This is a genomic window from Desulfitobacterium elongatum, assembly GCF_055378975.1.
This window is the reverse complement of sequence record NZ_AP038772.1, coordinates 932,316-949,884: the sequence shown is the minus strand read 5'-3', so window position 1 is coordinate 949,884 and position 17,569 is coordinate 932,316. Positions and strand designations below refer to the sequence as shown.

Annotated in this window: 19 protein-coding genes; 5 read left to right on the top strand and 14 right to left on the bottom strand. The window is 43.3% G+C overall.

Annotated features, from left to right (window positions below; genetic code table 11):
• Positions 1 to 115: 115 nt before the first annotated feature.
• Positions 116 to 640 carry a GNAT family N-acetyltransferase gene (locus tag ACZ42W_RS04345; protein ID WP_464168801.1) on the bottom strand — a complete coding sequence of 175 codons (525 nt, stop codon included), beginning with the start codon at positions 638 to 640 and terminating at the stop codon, positions 116 to 118.
• A 222-nt stretch (positions 641 to 862) separates the two neighbouring features.
• On the opposite strand from ACZ42W_RS04345, the gene ACZ42W_RS04340 reads away from it, so the two are divergent.
• On the top strand, positions 863 to 1,129 hold the full coding sequence (locus ACZ42W_RS04340; protein ID WP_464168799.1) for a hypothetical protein: 267 nt from the start codon (positions 863 to 865) through the stop codon (positions 1,127 to 1,129).
• Between the two features lie 192 nt (positions 1,130 to 1,321).
• A complete protein-coding gene (locus ACZ42W_RS04335; RefSeq protein WP_464170861.1) occupies positions 1,322 to 1,648 on the top strand; it encodes a YueI family protein in 327 nt (108 codons plus the stop codon).
• 138 nt (positions 1,649 to 1,786) lie between these two features.
• Here ACZ42W_RS04335 and ACZ42W_RS04330 read toward each other — a convergent pair whose 3' ends face one another.
• From ACZ42W_RS04330 to ACZ42W_RS04270, 13 genes are all read right to left on the bottom strand, one after another.
• Complete coding sequence (locus ACZ42W_RS04330) at positions 1,787 to 2,440, bottom strand: TIGR04282 family arsenosugar biosynthesis glycosyltransferase (protein ID WP_464168797.1); 654 nt, start codon at positions 2,438 to 2,440, stop codon at positions 1,787 to 1,789.
• A 66-nt stretch (positions 2,441 to 2,506) separates the two neighbouring features.
• Positions 2,507 to 3,223, bottom strand: a complete 717-nt coding sequence (locus ACZ42W_RS04325) for a TIGR04283 family arsenosugar biosynthesis glycosyltransferase (RefSeq protein WP_464168795.1) — start codon at positions 3,221 to 3,223, stop codon at positions 2,507 to 2,509.
• Entirely contained in the window at positions 3,207 to 3,641 is a 435-nt protein-coding gene (locus ACZ42W_RS04320) for a C-GCAxxG-C-C family protein (protein WP_464168794.1), read from the bottom strand. Before ACZ42W_RS04320 ends, ACZ42W_RS04325 begins: the two co-directional genes overlap by 17 nt.
• Positions 3,586 to 4,587, bottom strand: a complete 1,002-nt coding sequence (locus ACZ42W_RS04315; RefSeq protein WP_464168792.1) for a lysylphosphatidylglycerol synthase transmembrane domain-containing protein — start codon at positions 4,585 to 4,587, stop codon at positions 3,586 to 3,588. Before ACZ42W_RS04315 ends, ACZ42W_RS04320 begins: the two co-directional genes overlap by 56 nt.
• A 198-nt stretch (positions 4,588 to 4,785) precedes the next feature.
• Positions 4,786 to 6,171, bottom strand: coding sequence for an L-cystine transporter (locus ACZ42W_RS04310; RefSeq protein ID WP_464168790.1), 1,386 nt, complete (start codon positions 6,169 to 6,171; stop codon positions 4,786 to 4,788).
• A gap of 267 nt (positions 6,172 to 6,438) precedes the next feature.
• The gene (locus ACZ42W_RS04305; protein WP_464168788.1) at positions 6,439 to 8,721 is read right to left on the bottom strand and encodes a TaqI-like C-terminal specificity domain-containing protein; all 2,283 of its coding nucleotides are present in this window, start codon (positions 8,719 to 8,721) and stop codon (positions 6,439 to 6,441) included.
• A 148-nt stretch (positions 8,722 to 8,869) separates the two neighbouring features.
• Positions 8,870 to 9,298, bottom strand: a complete 429-nt coding sequence (locus ACZ42W_RS04300) for a hypothetical protein (RefSeq protein WP_464168786.1) — start codon at positions 9,296 to 9,298, stop codon at positions 8,870 to 8,872.
• 18 nt (positions 9,299 to 9,316) lie between these two features.
• Positions 9,317 to 10,021 (bottom strand): YdjY domain-containing protein, encoded by a 705-nt coding sequence (locus ACZ42W_RS04295; RefSeq protein ID WP_464168784.1) that lies wholly within the window; start codon positions 10,019 to 10,021, stop codon positions 9,317 to 9,319.
• Positions 10,022 to 10,064: 43 nt separating this feature from the next.
• On the bottom strand, positions 10,065 to 10,769 hold the full coding sequence (locus ACZ42W_RS04290) for a TVP38/TMEM64 family protein (protein ID WP_464168782.1): 705 nt from the start codon (positions 10,767 to 10,769) through the stop codon (positions 10,065 to 10,067).
• Between the two features lie 190 nt (positions 10,770 to 10,959).
• Positions 10,960 to 12,216, bottom strand: coding sequence for a polysaccharide deacetylase family protein (locus ACZ42W_RS04285; protein WP_464168780.1), 1,257 nt, complete (start codon positions 12,214 to 12,216; stop codon positions 10,960 to 10,962).
• Positions 12,213 to 12,845: a TVP38/TMEM64 family protein gene (locus tag ACZ42W_RS04280; RefSeq protein ID WP_464168779.1), complete on the bottom strand. Its 633-nt coding sequence runs from the start codon at positions 12,843 to 12,845 to the stop codon at positions 12,213 to 12,215. The genes ACZ42W_RS04285 and ACZ42W_RS04280 overlap by 4 nt, the downstream gene beginning before the upstream one ends.
• Before the next feature lie 16 nt (positions 12,846 to 12,861).
• Positions 12,862 to 14,046: an MGDG synthase family glycosyltransferase gene (locus tag ACZ42W_RS04275; protein WP_464168777.1), complete on the bottom strand. Its 1,185-nt coding sequence runs from the start codon at positions 14,044 to 14,046 to the stop codon at positions 12,862 to 12,864.
• A 119-nt stretch (positions 14,047 to 14,165) separates the two neighbouring features.
• On the bottom strand, positions 14,166 to 14,717 hold the full coding sequence (locus ACZ42W_RS04270) for a hypothetical protein (RefSeq protein WP_464168775.1): 552 nt from the start codon (positions 14,715 to 14,717) through the stop codon (positions 14,166 to 14,168).
• A gap of 115 nt (positions 14,718 to 14,832) precedes the next feature.
• On the opposite strand from ACZ42W_RS04270, the gene ACZ42W_RS04265 reads away from it, so the two are divergent.
• From ACZ42W_RS04265 to ACZ42W_RS04255, 3 genes are all read left to right on the top strand, one after another.
• On the top strand, positions 14,833 to 15,513 hold the full coding sequence (locus tag ACZ42W_RS04265) for a response regulator transcription factor (protein ID WP_464168773.1): 681 nt from the start codon (positions 14,833 to 14,835) through the stop codon (positions 15,511 to 15,513).
• On the top strand, positions 15,503 to 16,738 hold the full coding sequence (locus ACZ42W_RS04260; protein WP_464168771.1) for a sensor histidine kinase: 1,236 nt from the start codon (positions 15,503 to 15,505) through the stop codon (positions 16,736 to 16,738). The genes ACZ42W_RS04265 and ACZ42W_RS04260 overlap by 11 nt, the downstream gene beginning before the upstream one ends.
• Before the next feature lie 183 nt (positions 16,739 to 16,921).
• Positions 16,922 to 17,539, top strand: a complete 618-nt coding sequence (locus tag ACZ42W_RS04255; RefSeq protein WP_464168769.1) for a phosphatase PAP2 family protein — start codon at positions 16,922 to 16,924, stop codon at positions 17,537 to 17,539.
• Positions 17,540 to 17,569: the final 30 nt, after the last annotated feature.

Genomic DNA, 17,569 nt, shown 5'->3' with positions numbered 1-17,569 from the left:
TGCTAAGCCTTAATTTATTTATTTGGCGAACGCCTACTGGCGGGTAAACCTTATCCAGCTTATTATTTCCGCAGTAATTCCTTAATTCCCTTAATCCCTTGATGACATAATTCCTTCATTCTCCTATCGTTAGGCCCATGTGAACAAAGTCATAGAACTTCCCTTCAATACATAATCCTCGGGTTTCTAGACCTTCATGGATAAATCCAAACTTCTCATATAGCCTAATCCCTGAATGATGATCACTCCGTACACGGAGGTTAATTTTTCTGATGATCTGCCCTTCTTTGGCCCACTCGAGTAGGTACTTTAATAATTCCGTAGCAATACCTAATCCCCAATATTCTCTGAGTACGGAAACTCCGAATTCCCCCGTGTGTCGAACTCTGGGACGTGAGGCTGAGGTAAAAGTTAGCCCCCCCACTAGCTCCTCTTCGAAAAAGGCACAAAGCATCAACTGGTTTTCAGCCTCTTCCTTACTCTGGATGAGTTTTGCTTCATCCTCGACGGTTACGGTGAGTTCCCCAGAGCCAAAAGTTAAGAAGTCCGATTCCGTTGCAAGCTTCTTCATATAGTCCACCATGGCCTGAGCATCCTCGCTCCGTGCCTCTCGAATGACGAGTCGTCGCCCCTTTTTCACAAAGCATTCCTTCATGCGAATCTACTTCCTCTCTCTTGGCATCCCCACCCTTATGGAGAAACTTCTTTATGTAATTATACACTAGCCTCTCTTATTCATCCAATATTCTCCTCCCTATACAAAGGGGAGGTAAAATTTAAGATGAAAAATCCTCCGAAGGGTTGTATAATTCAAAAGGAACTCTTCCAACCAAGCGTTTAATTATTTTGAGGAGGCAATGTAATGAGTATTTTTGAAGCAATTATGCTAGTCTGCTTCGGTGCAGCTTGGCCCTTTTCTATCTATAAATCCTATGTATCTCGCTCAGTTCAAGGAAAAAGCGCTTTTTTCCTACTCATCGTCTTATTAGGCTATGTCGCAGGGATAATGCATAAACTTCTCTACCAATACGATATGGTAATCTACCTATACATCTTGAATTTTATCATGGTATCCGCTGACTTCTTACTCTACTTAAGGAATAGCCGTCTTTACCGTTCGCAACATTAACTTTTTTCACCTTAGCCAGTCTTCGTCAACATGATGATTTGCCTAGAAAGGGCATGTTTATCGCGAAATAAGAATCGAAATTCAAATGAGGGACAATTTCTGGGCATAATGAATACGAAATAACACTTAAGACGGAGGCGGATAGAGTTGAACGACGAAAAGAATGAGCTTGAGGAACGCCTTATCATCGGAATGCGTGGAGCACCTGAGCTGAAACGAAGTGAGAAGCTTCAGTATCTCGGAGAGTTTCGCGAGCGAATTCTTAAGCTTCTCACGAAGAATCAAGTGGATGATTCTCTTCCCTATCCCGAAATCGAAGAAGCACTTAAGGATTCCAGGTCCACCCGACTCCTTCTTAATGGTGATCTAGCTTACGATTTCCGAGAAAAATATATCAAAATCGCTCGCAAATACAATAAGCCATATACCGTAATTAATGACCCTGATTTAAAGGGAGACACTGGGCTTGCGGTCATCTCTGCCCATGCTGTAGATGTGGAAAAGATTGAGGTCGATTAGCGTTATCTCTTTAAAATTTCAGCTTCGTAGAAAAGAAAAAAAAGCTTGCGACTTGGGGCAAATTCCCAAGCAGCAAACTCTTTTTTCTTTTCAAAACTTCTTTTATTTTGCTTCTAGCCTGACAGATCTCCCGTTCCACTAGGATCTTGGTGATGCGAGGATTTTCTTAATAACTTGCCAGGTGTAGGTAGAGGAATTCTCTGCGTTCTTCATATACTCCGCTAAGTCCTCAAACGTATCAAGATCCCTCATCATCTCGAGTAAAGAACAGGATAATCCCTTCCCTTGCACCCGTTCCAGGGTTTTCTCAAGAACCTCAGCCCCTCCCCAGGTGATTCCCTTGAATAGTTCAGGATGGAAGGTGTTCATCCCTATAAGATAATACCCACCGTCCAAAGCAGGCCCTAAAACTAAATCCTTACTCTCCAAAAATTCAAAGGCCTTTTCAAGATGAGGAACACTTAAGTTCGGTACATCAGAACCCAGCATGACCACATGTTTGTGTGAGATGAGAGTTTGACGGAAGGCCCGCGCCATTCGTTCTCCTAAATCTGACCCTTCTTGAGGGATAAACTTGACTTTCTCGTGAAAAATAGAGACAAATTTTTCTGTAAGGAATCCAGAGTAGTAGATATATGTCGGAATCTTAATTCTCCCTTGGATCTGGATAAGATCTCTTAGACACGCCTCGTGAAAAATAAAGCATTCTTCACCAGTAAGATCAGACATGAGCCTCGTTTTCGTTTTACCGGCTACAGGCACTCTCGTCATGATGATTATTGCTTTCTCCATTGTCTTCCGAACTCCCTTTACCCTTTATCCTTTATCCGATAACTAACCGCTCAAAACTCCTGTTTCTTAGGTTGAATATAAATTACTAGAACCTTTTCCCGCACCATACACTCTTGCTAAAACGTGAGGATTAACCTTCAATAAAAAGGCTAACTTGAGAACCTGCATGAGCAGAAGCGTACGAAAGATACCCTTTCGAAAACGACGAGGGCTTGTATCCACTGTAACCTCTACCCTAGAGACTGGGACCGCTTTCTTCAACCTACGTGAAAAATCGAGATCTTCCATGATAGGAATCTCTCGAAACCCTCTGAGTCCCAGGAAAACCTCCCGCACAACAAAGATTCCCTGATCCCCGTAGAAACTCTTAAGCCACTTAGCCCTAAAGTTTGAACCCCAGGCGATGACCCGATAGATAGGACGAGGATCCATAAACTGCATACGGAAACAGCCTCCCCTTGCCCCTTCAGAGACTTTCTGTAAAAGCTTAGGGATACATTCCCCATCCACCCTCGAATCAGCGTGCAGAAACCATAAGATTTCCCCTGATGCGACGCTCGCTCCTCGATTCAATTGTCTTCCCCGCCCCGGGTCCGTTATTAAGACTCGATCACAATATTGTAGGGCTATTTCCTGTGTACGATCAGTACTCTTCCCATCCACCACAATCAATTCATGCGGGACACCTGTAGTAAACTGGGCAAGCTGTACGAGGAGACCCTCTAGACTTGTTTCTTCATTTAAGGTTGGAATAATAATGGATATCTTATTTCTCTTGTCCATGGACGTTCTCCCAAAACTCACAAAGGATACCTGCTGTCGTTAGAGTAATCATTTTACACCCTTTGTATCCAAACTTTTCTCTAAAACTCTGTCTACTTCTTAAGTCTTTGCACTCCGTACTTTCAAGCGCGCTAACAAATTCGTTATAAAGTGCATGTGCCGTTTTAATCTTCAGCTTCGTCCCATAACGCTCGTTTAAGATACCGAGTGCCATTTGTGCACCGATCAAGGCGCCACACGTCGAGCCGCTTCCCATACCATGTCTAAAGAACTGTCCCGCCGATATGATCATGGGATCGATTTCAAGATTCCATGCATCATTCGTTGCAAGGAGAATGCTTTGGCAGCAATTATATCCTTCTTCAAAATAGCTGACTGCCTGCTTCTCGATGACTGACCTCAATTCTGTCCTTTCCATTTAACTCCCGCCCTTCTCTAATCCAAATCCACCCTCCCCAAAGACTTGCCAAGCTAACAATGAGTGCGAAAAGGATAGAAGCCGTCATTGCTACAGAGCCTGGAATGTCCAACGTGGCAAAAAGAGTGATATATGCCCCTTCTCTTAACCCGTATCCATTGACCCCAACCGGAAGCATTGCGGCAACAGAAGTCGCAGGGATAAGGTAAGCGGCCTCAAAAAAGCCTAACTCCTTTACGGAAAGCCCTTGAAAGATACTCCAGTTCACCATCACGACGCAAAGCTGAAAAATAACGGACCATCCTAAAGCTTTGACCAAGCATCTGGGATGATTTCTTAATCGAACCCCGTGCAGGGATAACCCCGCAAGAAAGGTCTGGGCTTTGGGCCATGCAGCCATTCTGTGCTGTAAGAAATTCGTTAATTTTGGGAAAAGAATTAAAAAAAGCACAAACATACTAACACTAAAAATCACGAAGAAAAGCCCAATCAACCCCGGGACCCCCGTTCTGGAAAATGGTACCGTAAGGAGTGCTGTAAGGCAAAGCCCCATTGTTGCTAAAACCCGCTCAACCACGACTGAGGTCGTAGCACCGGGTAAGTCTCCACTGTATTTTCCCGTCCAATAGATTCGAATACCATCTCCGCCGATACTCGATGGCAAAAAATTATTAAAAAAAAGTCCAGCCCAATAACTCTTCCATAAAACGCGATACGGTATGTCTAGCTTCGATGCCTTAAAGATATATCCCCATTTTACTACGCTAACCCCCACAGATAAGACGACCCATCCTAGGGCAGCGAAGATCCAGTTCAGTTGAGCATTCTCTAACGTATGACCGAGTTCAGTCAATTCTATGTGGGAAAACATCCAGCTCAATAATAAAAGGGATACGAGGGCTTTCAAGGAAACAGTAAGGACCTTCCTATTCCCACTTCTGTGCAAGCCCATCCCCCCTCTTGTTACAATGCATATAATAAATAATCTATCATCAAAATATTATGCAGTCAATAAGTAGTATATTATCATCCTATTCTCATAAATAACATAATATAAGAAAGTCCAGCCAAAGGAATTATCCTTTAAGCTGGACTTTGTTTAATTGTTTAATTGTTTAATTATTTAATCGTACTTTTCGTTCAATCAGTCTACCTGGGGCTCTAAACTTTCTTTCTTATTGTATTGAGTCATATCCACTTCATTCATGAGCTTTCCAGACACGAGCCCTGTGACCATAGCATCACTGACATTGAGTGCTGTTCTCGCCATATCAATCAACGGTTCGATGGCTATCAGTAATCCCACGAGTCCTACTGGTAATCCCATCACGGAGAGTACAGTTAAGGCCGCAAAGGTTGCTCCCCCACCCACTCCGGCGATACCGAAGGATCCAATCGCTGTAACAAGGATAAGCTTAATTAAAAACATGGGTTCAAGTGGATTAATTCCAACGGTGGGTGCAATCATTACTGCGAGCATAGCAGGATATATCCCCGCGCAACCATTTTGACCAATACTTACGCCCAAGGAAGCCGATAAATTAGCAACTCCTTGTGAAACTCCCATTTTTCCTGTTAAGGCCTCAACCGTCAAAGGTAATGTGCCTGCACTTGTTCTGGAGGTGAAGGCGAAGGTCAGAACGTGAGCTGCTTTTCTCAGGTAGGTCAACGGATTCATCCCAAAGACAGCCAGAATAATCATATGAATCACAAACATGATAAGAATCGCGACATATGAAGCGAGAACAAATTGCAAGAGTCTTAAAATCTCACTGAAATTACTTGTGGATACGAACTTGGTCATCAGGGCCAATACCCCATAAGGAGTTAACCGAAGAATCAAGGTCACAATCCGCATAACCACATCATGAAGTGCATTCAAAAACTTGGTGAAGATTTCAGCGGATTCCGGCTTTTTCTTCCGAATACCGACTGTGGCGATTCCGACAATGGCTGCGAAGAAGACGACGGACAACGTTGAATTACTTCCTTGCCCTGTCATGGCAGCGAATGGGTTCGTCGGGATGATCTCAACCAATTGATCTTGAATCGGTTTGGCCTGAAAATCCTGGAGCTTTGTCTCGAAACCCTGGCCTGCTTTGACTTCTGTCTCACCGGCTTGGATTCCTTGTGCGTTCAGTCCAAAGACATTCCCTGTTCCAGCTCCGATACCTGCCGCAATCCCTGTGGTAAGGATTAAGATGGCAAGTATAATCCCCGCCTTTTTACCAAGGTTCTTCGAATCCTGATTGATAATTGCTCCGGTGATTGCCACAAAAACCAAGGGGATAACAGACATCTTTAGAAACCTTACATATCCGTTCCCTACCACACCGAACCAGGTGTTAGCTTCTTTGACGATCGGAGATGTCGCACCATAAGCGACTTGGAGTACTGCTCCGTACGCGATACCGACGAGCAATGCGAGAAGCACTCTAACTGTAAAGGAATAATGTTTTTTCTGCATCCAGTAGAAACCAAAAATAAGTGCGAGCATAAATAAGACGTTAAGAATAACATGGATACTCATTTTTTTACCTCCTCTTTCCATTTCCGACTAAACCACTATATAAACTATGGATTGATTATAGACTTCTTTAGTCAAAATGTAAAGTACAAAAATGTCTACTTCTTAGGTTAATTTTTATTGAAGTTTTTCCCTAAAGTTTCCTCCAAACTATTCAGTCCTATAAAATGAACAAAGCCCGCTCCTGTAGTGGAACGGGCCAGACTAGTAAGGTTCATTAGAGCCTAAATTTTTCGGAAAGCCCACCAGTATAGCATTTCAGCCTTTGCCTTAGGGCAAATATCTGGGGTCTTGGAAACTCCTTCTTATGAGGTCTTGTTGTTCTGAAGTCAACGCGTATAGATGCATGATCTGTTCATCAATCTGTTCATAGAGCTGACGACTTTCGCTATGTCCCAATGAATTCATTAATCCCTCCACCCTATCAATGATTTTCTTCTGAGTGGAGAGATCGCATGGCGGAATCGGAATAGACTCTAGGTGTTTTCTTAAGACTTTAACTGAGGAAAAGGATACTGAATAAAAGAATTGCGCTGCCCGCGAATTCAAGACAGCCAAGATATATTTCATCGAATATCCGCTCACGTATGGAATGACAATATTTGCACTATTGAGTGACAATATCTGACGATCATCATAAGCGAAGACTAAGCTTTCATTGATAAACCGATAAATCAGCTTCTCAGGTGCACGATATAAATGAACAGGGGCTACCTGTTGGAACTTTTCCGGTTCAAAAATAAGATAATTATCCTTGGGACTGTAATTATATTTGAATACATCATTTCCTCTGAGAACAGGTTCTGCACCCTCTCTTGGCTCCGCAAGAACATACTCCTTATTAAGCCCTGTAACAATCCCTAGTGCGAATTCTGCATTCCCTGCTAAGTACACAGCCCCCGGCAGAGTTCTCATATCCTTAAGGATTTCGACTTCCTGATTAGAGGCCTTTACATTGAAAATGTACATCTCATTTTCGAGGAAACGTTTTTGGGATATGGAGTGAGTCTCTTCTCCTTGGAGAATACGGACTAATTGTGCTCCTACGGAATACATATCGGAATTAAGCTTCTGACTCCAACTCTTATTCCGATTTTGGCCATGATTCTGATCTTGCTCTCGATTTCGTTTTTGATTCTCCCCTACACATAGACGAGCAAGGAGCGTGATTGTCGGTGTAAAGACTTGGCTAAACTGATGTCCCAAAACGTTAATCTGTAGGATCCTCGTCTTTTCTAAAAGTAGTCTTCGAATTGAGCTATGGATATTCACATTTAGGAGCGCTTCCGGAAGAACAAAAGCGAGGAGTCCCCCCTCTTCCAAAATGCTAAGACCATACTCGATAAAAAGTGAAAACGACTCCTGTGACATTTTGGCTGAGATAAAATTCTTCCGATAAGCCTTTATCTCTTCTTTTGTGAAACTATAACCCCAGGGTGGATTTCCAATGACTAGATTATAGGAACACGAACCCGCGGCTCCGAAAAACCTTCCATTATTCTCAAGCGTATTCTTCTGTTTAATATGTAAGTCTAGAGACAGTAGTATCTCCGTTATAGCTCGATGGTTTTCCAAGGAAACATCCAAAAGCAATACAAGATTTAGTTTGGCTAGGACAACCGCTGTTGGGTCGATATCATAGCCGTTGAGAATTGTCGTCATGACTTCCTTTTCGGCTTCTTCCCGTGATAAACCTGAGCCCTCCGCTCTCTCGACTAAAGCGATAAATAACTTGATAAGGAAATTTCCCGAACCACAGCAAGGATCAAGGATTTTCTGAGATAAAACATCCTCTAGTGAATTTAGACTTTGTTGAACCAAGGCATTCACAAGTTTTGCTGGGGTATAGTAGCTTCCCTTACTTTTCCGTGTGCCAAGATGAGAAAGCGACATATAAACTAAGCCAAGCAAATCCTCTCCACGAACCCAGTGAATCTCACATCGGCGAACCTCTCGTAGGACCTCGCAAAACGGTGGAGAAAGCTTGTAAAGGTCTATAGGATGCATAGAATTGTCATCATGGAGATTATCCCTAAAGCTCCCTAGTTCAAGCAGTAGCTCACGGAACACCCCAAGGTTAAGTCGCTGCTGTAAAGCCTTTTCAGTTAAGCTTAGCCTACTACTGCTTGGTTCGTCCTGAAGGACTCCCTTGTCTACCAATAAACGCAAAGCGATTTCCAAAAGGATGAACTGGGGGGGAATCTGAACGTTTGCGCTGCTGACAATTTCCAAGATTTCTTCTGTCACTCGTATGTATTCTACGGAATCCACATACTTCATTGGAACCCCGTTTCCTTCAATTGCACGTTTGTTTCTTCGACTTTTTAGCCTAGGGAAAGCTCCCAACTCGATTTCCTCTTTGAGTTCGAGAATTTCAGCTCGATTAAATAAAAGTGCACCCTCCGCCGCGCTGACCTTTCGAACCTTTCCGGCTTTCATCCAGTTTCGTACGGTCGCAGACGACACGGAGAGAGTCATGGCTACGTCTTGGAGATTCATCAATTGGGTTTCTCCGCTCAGTTTGCAGTCATTCACGGATCCATTAACGTTCATTCTTATCTCCTCTACCGAACTCATTGCGGGACGTAAGGGTGAGTCAGGGGGACAAGTCCCTCGTCCAATTTGGCAACTTACAATACCATTATAACATTAAAAAGCCCTCCCATCGTAGATCAATCGACTAAGGAGGGCACGATGCGGATCAATTTTGATTCCTACGTTCTGTATTCCTAAACCTATGAAGGAGGAAGGACATCAGAACTGAGGTGAAAACAATTAGGCCAAAAGCAAGATTAGCTCCTAACAAGGATAACTCGGGTAACAATACCCCTTCCCTGAACACGTATCCCGTAACGATCATGAGGGAGGAAAGCTCTCCCTTCGCGATCACATATTCACAGATAAGAATGAAAAGCAGCGATATCCCCATGACACTAACCGGTCGCTTCGAATTTCGAAAACCACCGAGGATTAACCCTACTAGGAGACCTGCTAGAACGGATAATCCCGTATTAAATCGAAGTTCTAACCAAGTCCATTGGGCTAGAAGCAAGGCGATGACAAAGCCGAAATTAAAACCAGCCAATCCGCTGAAAACGATATTCAATATCTTAGTTGCCTTAGCATTCATTAACGATACCTTTCTCGGTTATTTAAGTTTAAACGTAGCAACGACAGCAGTCCCATCTGCAGGAAGTATATCTTTTTTGGCTTTGAATTCAGCAATCTTGTTATCAAAATCCTTCGTCGGATGAGCAGCATTACTTGTGATACCTACTGGGCAGCTGTCAAGACACAAGATACATCCTGTATTTTTAGACTTGGCATTTTCTTGGTTTCCGCCAAAACGCACATCGAATTTTTTATTGGTAGAATCATTAATGACATCACCGAAAGGAATTTCTTTACCTGCCCCGGCCCAAGTGAGCGAAACATCAAGTGGATCGCCTTGAACTGCTACACCGACAGAATCAAGTTTTAAGTTATTTCCCGATTTAGCACCAATTTCAATTAAGGCATTGTAAAAGTCGTTTTGATTTCCCCAGGCTTTAAGTACCGACTTCGAACCATTAGAACCGTCTTTAAAAACAATCCCATGCCGAGTCGGTTCTACAAAATATTTCCCATTCACTTCAGTGTATATCTTTACTGTCTTAGCAACTTTATCGATGACAATGGGGTTGGATTGACTCACTGTAGTACTTGAACTAGCCGTAGAAGGCGCTGGAGTAGTGGCTGGGGTCTTTGCAGATTCACTCGTACCACACCCACTAAGAAGGGCGACTAAACTCACCCCGAGAATCGCTGAAAATGCGACCCGTTTCATTTTTACTGCTCTCATTGATTTAAACATGGTAAAAAACTCCCCTCGTATTAAACGTATTTTCTAGATTTTCTTAAATTCGACTGTCTTTCGCGAGCTTTCGATCAAAGTTTTTCTTGATGGCAAGGCTGATCACTAAAAGTATTAGAAAGCCACAAATAGCCCAAAGTGCATATTTTGCACCAGGGGACATATTCTCGCCAAGCCAAGAATAAACGATGGTCGCGGGTAATTGTCCTACCCCGGTTGCCCAGAAAAATCCCCAAAAACCCATCGATGTTAATCCTGCAGCATAAGAGATAATATCAAAAGGAACGACAGGTAGTAAACGGGCAATCATGACAGAATGTTTACCATATTTCTCAAAAAACTTGTCCGTGGTTTCCAAGCCCTTTTTACTGACCAAACGTTCCACTGCGGGACGTCCGAAAGCTTTAGCTAGAAAGTAGCATACAGCAGCCCCGATCATGGCTCCAGTCCAAGAATATACAGCACCCATAACCCAACCAAATATCCAGGCATTAGCAAATGTAATGACAAAGGCTGGGAGTGGAAAGACAAGGGATTGAAGAACCATTAAAGCCATGGAAACAATCGGTGCCCAGATCCCAAAACTGAGTAAGTAGGTTCTCATACCCGCAATATCTGCACGAGAGAGAATACTCGTTGCATTATTCACTTGGGCAGCAAAAGAAGGTATCAATGCATATAAGGCTATGAAGAATACCAATAAGGCCACTACAACCACTGCAGCCGTTTTTTTCTTATTTGTAAACACTATTTCTATTTCACCTCCTTACAGAACAATGAAACTTGCTGATCAAGGGACTTAAGCAAGTCTATTATAATCCTTAAGTTATCCATTCAATAATATCCAACTTATGCTTATGTGTCTATATAATTATGTTTTTCTTGGAGAATGACATAGGAGAAACAAAAAAGGAACTCCTTGCAGGAGTCCCCAATCACTAAATTGCCGTCTCGCCTAGCCACCTCTTTAAGAGTTCTTCTCGGCTTATCCATACAAGCTTAGGCTGGCCTCCTGCCTTATTCGTGTCTCTCCTCATTCCAGGCGGCTGATACACACGCTTGATGATCGACTGTAGTGCCGCTATTCCTCGAGTAGATAAACTCGCAGGAACGTCTTGTACTTCAAATCCTAACCCTTTAACACCCCGATTAATGAGCGTGAGTCCGAGAAACACCTGGATGTCCTTATAATCCGGATGCTTTACGATGTAGCTTGCCAACTCCGGTAAAGATCGCTTAGCCTGTCGCAAGGCCTTAAGGGCAATTTTCTGGCTATCTGTTTCTGTCCCTAAAAATCGAGCATTATCCAGATGTATCTCGGCAACGAGATCCCCTGCTTTAGCCAATAGCCGACCTTCTTGTGAATAGAGAGTTGGACCTTTATAACGAGTTCGAGACAGACGTAAAACGTTCGTTGAATTAATCCTTTCAACCTTATTCAGACGAGCAAAAAGTCTTTCCCACTTTTCCCATAAAGTATAAGCCACCAATCGGAAGACTGACCAGTTCGGAAATTCAAGCTTTACAAGGGGAAGCTTTATTTCTTCTCGAAGCTCTCGACAAATGATTTCTATGGCCTGAAGGGTATGCCTAGGCGCTCCCGATTCCCCGCCCGAATCATGGAGGACGATGATGGTGCCCTCCTTGGTTCGCTTTAGAATCCGTTCTGAGATCTGCTGCGGACTCGAACTCGCCTTCCAATCATGTCCCTCGACGTTCCATAGTACCGCCCTCTTTCGCCGAGACTTTAACCAGAGCCAGAGTGCTAAATTGAATGTACCCCAGGGTGGGCGGATCAACTTTACCTCTTGTCCAGTTATCCGTTCGATCGTATTAACTCCGTCGTCCCATTTTCTCCAAGTAGCCCACGGACCCATAAACCAAGCATAGCCGTGTTGCTGACAGTGAACCCCGATCTGGTGACCTTGGGCCTGGATCGCTTTGACAATTTCAGGATGCTTTTCAGCCCTTTCCCCCACTAAGAAGAAAGTCGCTGTAGCCTGATTGGAAGCAAGTACTTCCAAAACTTTGGGTGTGTAATCTGGATCCGGCCCATCATCAAAGGTAAGGGCAACACCCCCAGAATATTGTCGTTTCCAACTTCCTATACCCAGACGATGCAAGAATAAGTCCGGAATTAGAGTATATAACAAGGCTGCCAAAATTAAGGCAACCCCAATCATCCACCCATTCATTTTCCACTTCTCCTTTTTACCAAGAAACCTACACCCCAAAAAGCTAGAATACCTATAGCCCCAACGATTAGCCATGGCCATACTTGCCGTGACACGCCTAAAAAAACCAAAGCTGTTGCTACATAATAGGGAATTATGGAAAGTGCAGCCGTCCAAATATAAGGCCAAAATCTAACAGAGGGAAGCACTCCAGCAATATAGTTGACTGCAAAGGCTGGAATGGGAAGCAAGCGCGCAATAAACAAGCCCCAGGTGCCCTTTTCCCTAACCCAATGATCCACGAGTTCAAAATACCGTGGTTGAATAAGTTGACTTAAGAACTTCTGACCATAGGGTCGCGCTATGAAAAAAATTATAAGCGCACCTAGGTTCGCTCCCAGCCATGCGAGAGAAGTCCCCCAGTAGACTCCATAGACTTTCTGATATAAGACCAGGAGTCCCTCTGTAGGAACGGGAGTCATGCTGACAAAGGTCATCACGACTAGCGCAAGGATGGCTCCGAAAAATCCTGAGTTCTTTATTATCTTGGAAATCGAGTCACTACGATCCAAATAAAAGAATAAGAGGATCGAAGTAATTACTAAGAATGTAATAGCTAACGCTAACCCGCCATACTTTTTACTGTGCATTTAATGAATACTCCCTTTAATTATAACTTATGTGGAGTAATTCATGCTTACTTTTGTTGGTTGAACTAAAGGAACGATTATCGGCCAAATCTAATATACTTTCGGCTGCTCTTAAAGCAGAATGCTCAGGAAAGGCCTTGACTGATGCAAAGGACATCCTTTTGAGCTCGTTTGGAGTGTGGACGAGTTCATCTAGAATTGCAACTAATTCTTCATCCGTATGGGCAATCCTACCTGCCCCAATGTCATGGATAAAAGCGGCATTACTTTCTTCCTGGCCGGGAATCGGTTTATAGATAATCATGGGAAGGCGTTTGGTTAGCGCTTCCGTTATAGTGAGTCCACCCGCTTTGGTAACAATGACATCCGCCGCCGTCATTAATTCATTCACGTTATTCACAAACTGGAAACGAAGAATAGGATTCTGAGCTTCCTCAACGACAGAATCAAGAGATTGATATAATCTTCTATCTTTACCGCAGACGACAATAACTTGGAGCGGAGCCTGAGACTGGGTAATCAGCTTGCACATCCACTTCGCCTTTTCTAGCACCCCATAAGCTCCACCCATGATGAGAAAGGTCATTCGCTTCGAGTCCAACCCTAATTCAGCAAGGATCTTCTTCTTATCCACTTTATTTTCAAACCGTGGGTTAACCGGTATTCCCGAGACTTGAATGCGATGAGGAGCTATCCCTCGTTCGACCAAGCCCTCATAAATCTTAGTGCTACCCACGATATATAAATCAACGCCTGGATGAATCCATTGACTGTGAACGGTATAGTCAGTGATGACCGTGACCAAGGGAATAGTAAGTTCACCCTTCTGCCTTAATTGCGCAAGGACCCCTGCGACTGTAGGATAGGTACATACGATAACGTCAGGTCTCTTAGCTTCTATATACTTTACAAACTGGGTTCTCCCTAGGGTGTTTAGAAAACGCTGAAAAAGCGAGTCCTCTGCTATTTGCTGAGTTCTGTTATAGAATTTACCCCAAATCTCTGGCGCTCGTTTTATTAATTTAATATATGAAGCCTGAATCAAATGGTTTAACGTACTATTAATAAGCATCATAAAATCTTCATGAATAATTTCCGCAGTTGGCTCTACACTGTTCATTGTTTCGATCATTGCCTCTGCAGCTTTGAGATGCCCTGCCCCAAACGATGCAGAAAAGACCAGAATACGTAATGGCTTCACTGGAATCCCCCCCTGTCCATTTACAACGTTATCTTATTCATGTTTTATAGAGATATGACGCGGTGTCATCCGCGTCATATCTATTCCGTCACATTAAGTTGAATGAATCCGTTTACATTTTAGGATACTTTTCCTTGACTCCGGTCAGTTAGCATCTTTTCTACCACATTGCTTAAAGCCTGTTCTCTGATAGTATTCCCATTTTTATTAAATATTCCATCACCAGGGAAATCTTTTTCATTCTCTTTCTTACCACGTTCCCCGCCTTTTTTGTGTTCTCCATCCTGGTTTTTCCCATTAAATTCATAACCTAGGCTCCCTTTCTCTTGATTGAGAAGGGTTGCATATTGCTGTGGAGTTAATTGACCATAGATTTCTTTGGCGAGATCACGTTGTAAGCTCGGATCTGTGGAGGAGGCCAAACGGTCAACCAAAGGTAAAATCGCCGTTGCTTCCGCTTGGGTAATTTTCATAGATTGGAAATTTTCGAGGTACAATAAATCATTACATACGAGTTGGTACGTTTGCTGCACTCGTTCCGATTCAAACTGGGCTCTAAAGTGCGTCTCAATACTGAATTTAGCTACTCCAGCTATCGCAACAATGAGAATCAGGGCGGTGAGCAGATACCATCTTTTCTTAATCCCTTTTAGTTTTTCTTTTAAAGACATACGAATCCCTCCTTATTATTGACTGATTTGATTATAAAAAACGAACCTTTAATTTTCCTTTGAATTCTAAAGATTTTTTAAGGTTTGAGGTTTATTATGGTTCTGAGGTGATACAATGCGAATTTTACTCATTGAAGATGAGGAACGGCTCGCCGATGCTTTAAGCTATATGCTAAAGAAGAACAGATATGGTGTGGACCTTGCTTATGATGGAGAATCTGGGCAAGCGATGGCGGAAACTGGGGTCTATGATCTCATTATTCTCGACCGTATGCTTCCCTACAAAGAAGGCGTAGCCGTTTTGAAAGACCTACGCCTTAAAAACATCACAACCCCAGTCCTCTTATTAACGGCCAAAGATTCAATCACTGATCGGGTAGAAGGTTTGGATGCAGGAGCTGACGATTATCTAATTAAGCCCTTCGCCATGGAAGAGTTACTCGCGCGCATTCGAGCTTTAGCTAGGCGACCCCAGGAGCTACTCCAAGGGGGAAGTTTAGAATTCGGGGGAATCATCTTGAATCCGCTCTCCTGCGAAGTACTCAGTGGAAACCAAAAGATAAGACTCACCCATAAAGAAGCCCTTTTACTTGAGCTATTTATGCGTTACCCTAGACAAGTCTTCTCCAAGGAAAAGATCTTAGATAATGTCTGGGGCATGGACTCTGAAGTCGAGAGCAACAACGTTGAGATCTATATCCATTATTTACGCAAAAAGTTAGATTGCACTGCTGTTCATATTACGACAGTACGTGGGATTGGTTATTGTCTTAAGGAGGGTACCGATGTTTCGTAAACTGAGATTGAGACTAACCCTCATTAACGGGCTCGTCATGGCTGTCCTTTGTATCCTATTAATCACAGGAACTTATCTCATAATGGATTCCCAAATCTTTAATCAGTCTCAACAACTCATGCAACTCATCGCGACCGATGCGGGTTCTGGAGTGGCAACTGATCCGCTTCGCCATAATCGGACTGTTCCCAAATATTTCTATGCTAAAACGGATGAATCGGGCAACTTATCCGAAATCTCTTCCGATGCGCCCCTATCCTTCGATCAAGTGAATTCTCTGGTTCAAAAAACACTCGGTCGTAGGGGGCCCCAAGGAGAAGTAGAATTTCAGGATACTCATTATACGTTTCTTCGTGCTCCTTTAAAAGAGGTCCCTGGACAAGTGATTGTCTATGTAGATCTTGAGCGAGATCACGAAATCCTTAGTATCCTATTAGGTACCTTGGTATTCGGGGGAATCATTTATCTTGCTCTAGCCTTCTATGGTAGCCTTTTTCTTGCAGATCGAGCCCTCATACCGATTAAGAAATCGTGGCAAAGGCAACAGGATTTCGTCGCAGATGCTTCTCATGAACTGCGCACCCCACTTACCGTTATCCAAACCAGCCTCGAACTTGTCCGAGGAAATCCAAAAGAAACGGTTGAAGAGCAGACGAAGTGGTTAGAAAATATTCAGATTGAGACAATAAGAATGTCTAAGCTAGTAGAGGATCTCCTCTTCCTTGCGCGGGCAGATTCTGAGCAACAGCCTTTGGACATGAAAAACTTTGATCTAGGTGCGATGCTTCGAAGCACTTTAGGCTCTTTGGAAGCTATCGCCTCCCTTCAGGAGATTGATCTAGAATCATCCATAGAAGATACACCTGTATTCTATGGAGATGAAAGTCGGCTCAGGCAGTTAATCGTTATCTTGCTGGATAACGCGCTGAAGCACACTCCTACCAAGGGGATTATTCGCTTAAATGCGGTGAACTTCGGGTCTTCAGTAGAAATTACAGTAACGGACACTGGGGAAGGAATCGAACCAGAACACCTCGGAAGAATATTTGAGCGTTTCTATCGCGTGGATAAAGCACGCTCAAAGCAAACCGGAGGAACGGGACTCGGACTGTCGATTGCTGATTGGATTGTCAAGTCCCATAACGGTAGCATGAACGTTACAAGCCGAGTTGGGGAAGGAACGACGTTTGTAGTCAACCTGCCCAATCCAAATAAACATTTATAGCCCCTAGTAAAGTCTCTTTCCTGGAGCCGAAGCGTCGCTTAGTTATGACCGAAGAATCAAGGTGTCACAGAGCCTATCTTAGGAATAGAGGTCCCTTGGAAATAGATTTCCCTTAGGAATAAGGGTTCTTAGTTCGGTTAGTTCCTTAAAGAGTCTATTTTATAAAGTGAGGAAAAATTAGAAATGAATTTCTTCGACACACAAGGCTATCACTTTTTCAACCAATTCGCAGGCCATCATGCTTTTCTCGATAAAGGAATGGCCTTTTTCGCCCAATATTCTCTAGAAATTTACGTCATTCTTTTCATCATCGCTTGGCTTTCACTTCCTAAGTCTGAAATAAAACAAAGGCACGCTTTAATCATAATGGGTTTTGCGGGAGTTTTGGGGTTAGTCATCAATGTCCTTGTTTCTCACCTTTGGTTTCGTCCACGCCCGTTCACGATCCTTGAGCCAGACACATTTACACGACTTATTCCCCATAGTGCTGATGCCTCTTTTCCGAGTGACCATACTACGGGTAGTTTCGGGTTTGCTGCTGCCTCGTGGGGAAAATCACCGAAGTGGATTACGTTAAGTTTTACGGCTTTGGCGATACTCAACGGCGTATCACGCCTTTACGTGGGTGTCCATTGGCCTACCGACGTCTTAGCAGGAGTATTCATTGGTACGCTAAGTGGACGAATCCTCTGGAAATTTGAATTCATTTTCAAACCCATTACCGATTTTGGGTTACGACTTTTCCACTATGGTCACTATGTAAAAGCGCAAAGAAATAAAGTAATAAAAAATGACGCCTGAGAGACTAAAATCTCCTAGTGCGTCATTTCT

Excerpts from the sequence above, each read along its gene's own strand:
- ACZ42W_RS04295 (WP_464168784.1), bottom strand. The coding sequence starts at position 10,021 with ATGTTTAAATCAATGAGAGCAGTAAAAATGAAACGGGTCGCATTTTCA.
- ACZ42W_RS04330 (WP_464168797.1), bottom strand. The coding sequence starts at position 2,440 with ATGGAGAAAGCAATAATCATCATGACGAGAGTGCCTGTAGCCGGTAAA.
- ACZ42W_RS04325 (WP_464168795.1), bottom strand. The coding sequence starts at position 3,223 with ATGGACAAGAGAAATAAGATATCCATTATTATTCCAACCTTAAATGAA.
- ACZ42W_RS04265 (WP_464168773.1), top strand. The coding sequence starts at position 14,833 with ATGCGAATTTTACTCATTGAAGATGAGGAACGGCTCGCCGATGCTTTA.
- ACZ42W_RS04340 (WP_464168799.1), top strand. The coding sequence starts at position 863 with ATGAGTATTTTTGAAGCAATTATGCTAGTCTGCTTCGGTGCAGCTTGG.
- ACZ42W_RS04280 (WP_464168779.1), bottom strand. The coding sequence starts at position 12,845 with ATGCACAGTAAAAAGTATGGCGGGTTAGCGTTAGCTATTACATTCTTA.
- ACZ42W_RS04300 (WP_464168786.1), bottom strand. The coding sequence starts at position 9,298 with ATGAATGCTAAGGCAACTAAGATATTGAATATCGTTTTCAGCGGATTG.
- ACZ42W_RS04260 (WP_464168771.1), top strand. The coding sequence starts at position 15,503 with ATGTTTCGTAAACTGAGATTGAGACTAACCCTCATTAACGGGCTCGTC.
- ACZ42W_RS04310 (WP_464168790.1), bottom strand. The coding sequence starts at position 6,171 with ATGAGTATCCATGTTATTCTTAACGTCTTATTTATGCTCGCACTTATT.
- ACZ42W_RS04270 (WP_464168775.1), bottom strand. The coding sequence starts at position 14,717 with ATGTCTTTAAAAGAAAAACTAAAAGGGATTAAGAAAAGATGGTATCTG.
- ACZ42W_RS04335 (WP_464170861.1), top strand. The coding sequence starts at position 1,322 with ATGCGTGGAGCACCTGAGCTGAAACGAAGTGAGAAGCTTCAGTATCTC.
- ACZ42W_RS04285 (WP_464168780.1), bottom strand. The coding sequence starts at position 12,216 with ATGAATGGGTGGATGATTGGGGTTGCCTTAATTTTGGCAGCCTTGTTA.
- ACZ42W_RS04305 (WP_464168788.1), bottom strand. The coding sequence starts at position 8,721 with ATGAACGTTAATGGATCCGTGAATGACTGCAAACTGAGCGGAGAAACC.
- ACZ42W_RS04320 (WP_464168794.1), bottom strand. The coding sequence starts at position 3,641 with ATGGAAAGGACAGAATTGAGGTCAGTCATCGAGAAGCAGGCAGTCAGC.
- ACZ42W_RS04255 (WP_464168769.1), top strand. The coding sequence starts at position 16,922 with ATGAATTTCTTCGACACACAAGGCTATCACTTTTTCAACCAATTCGCA.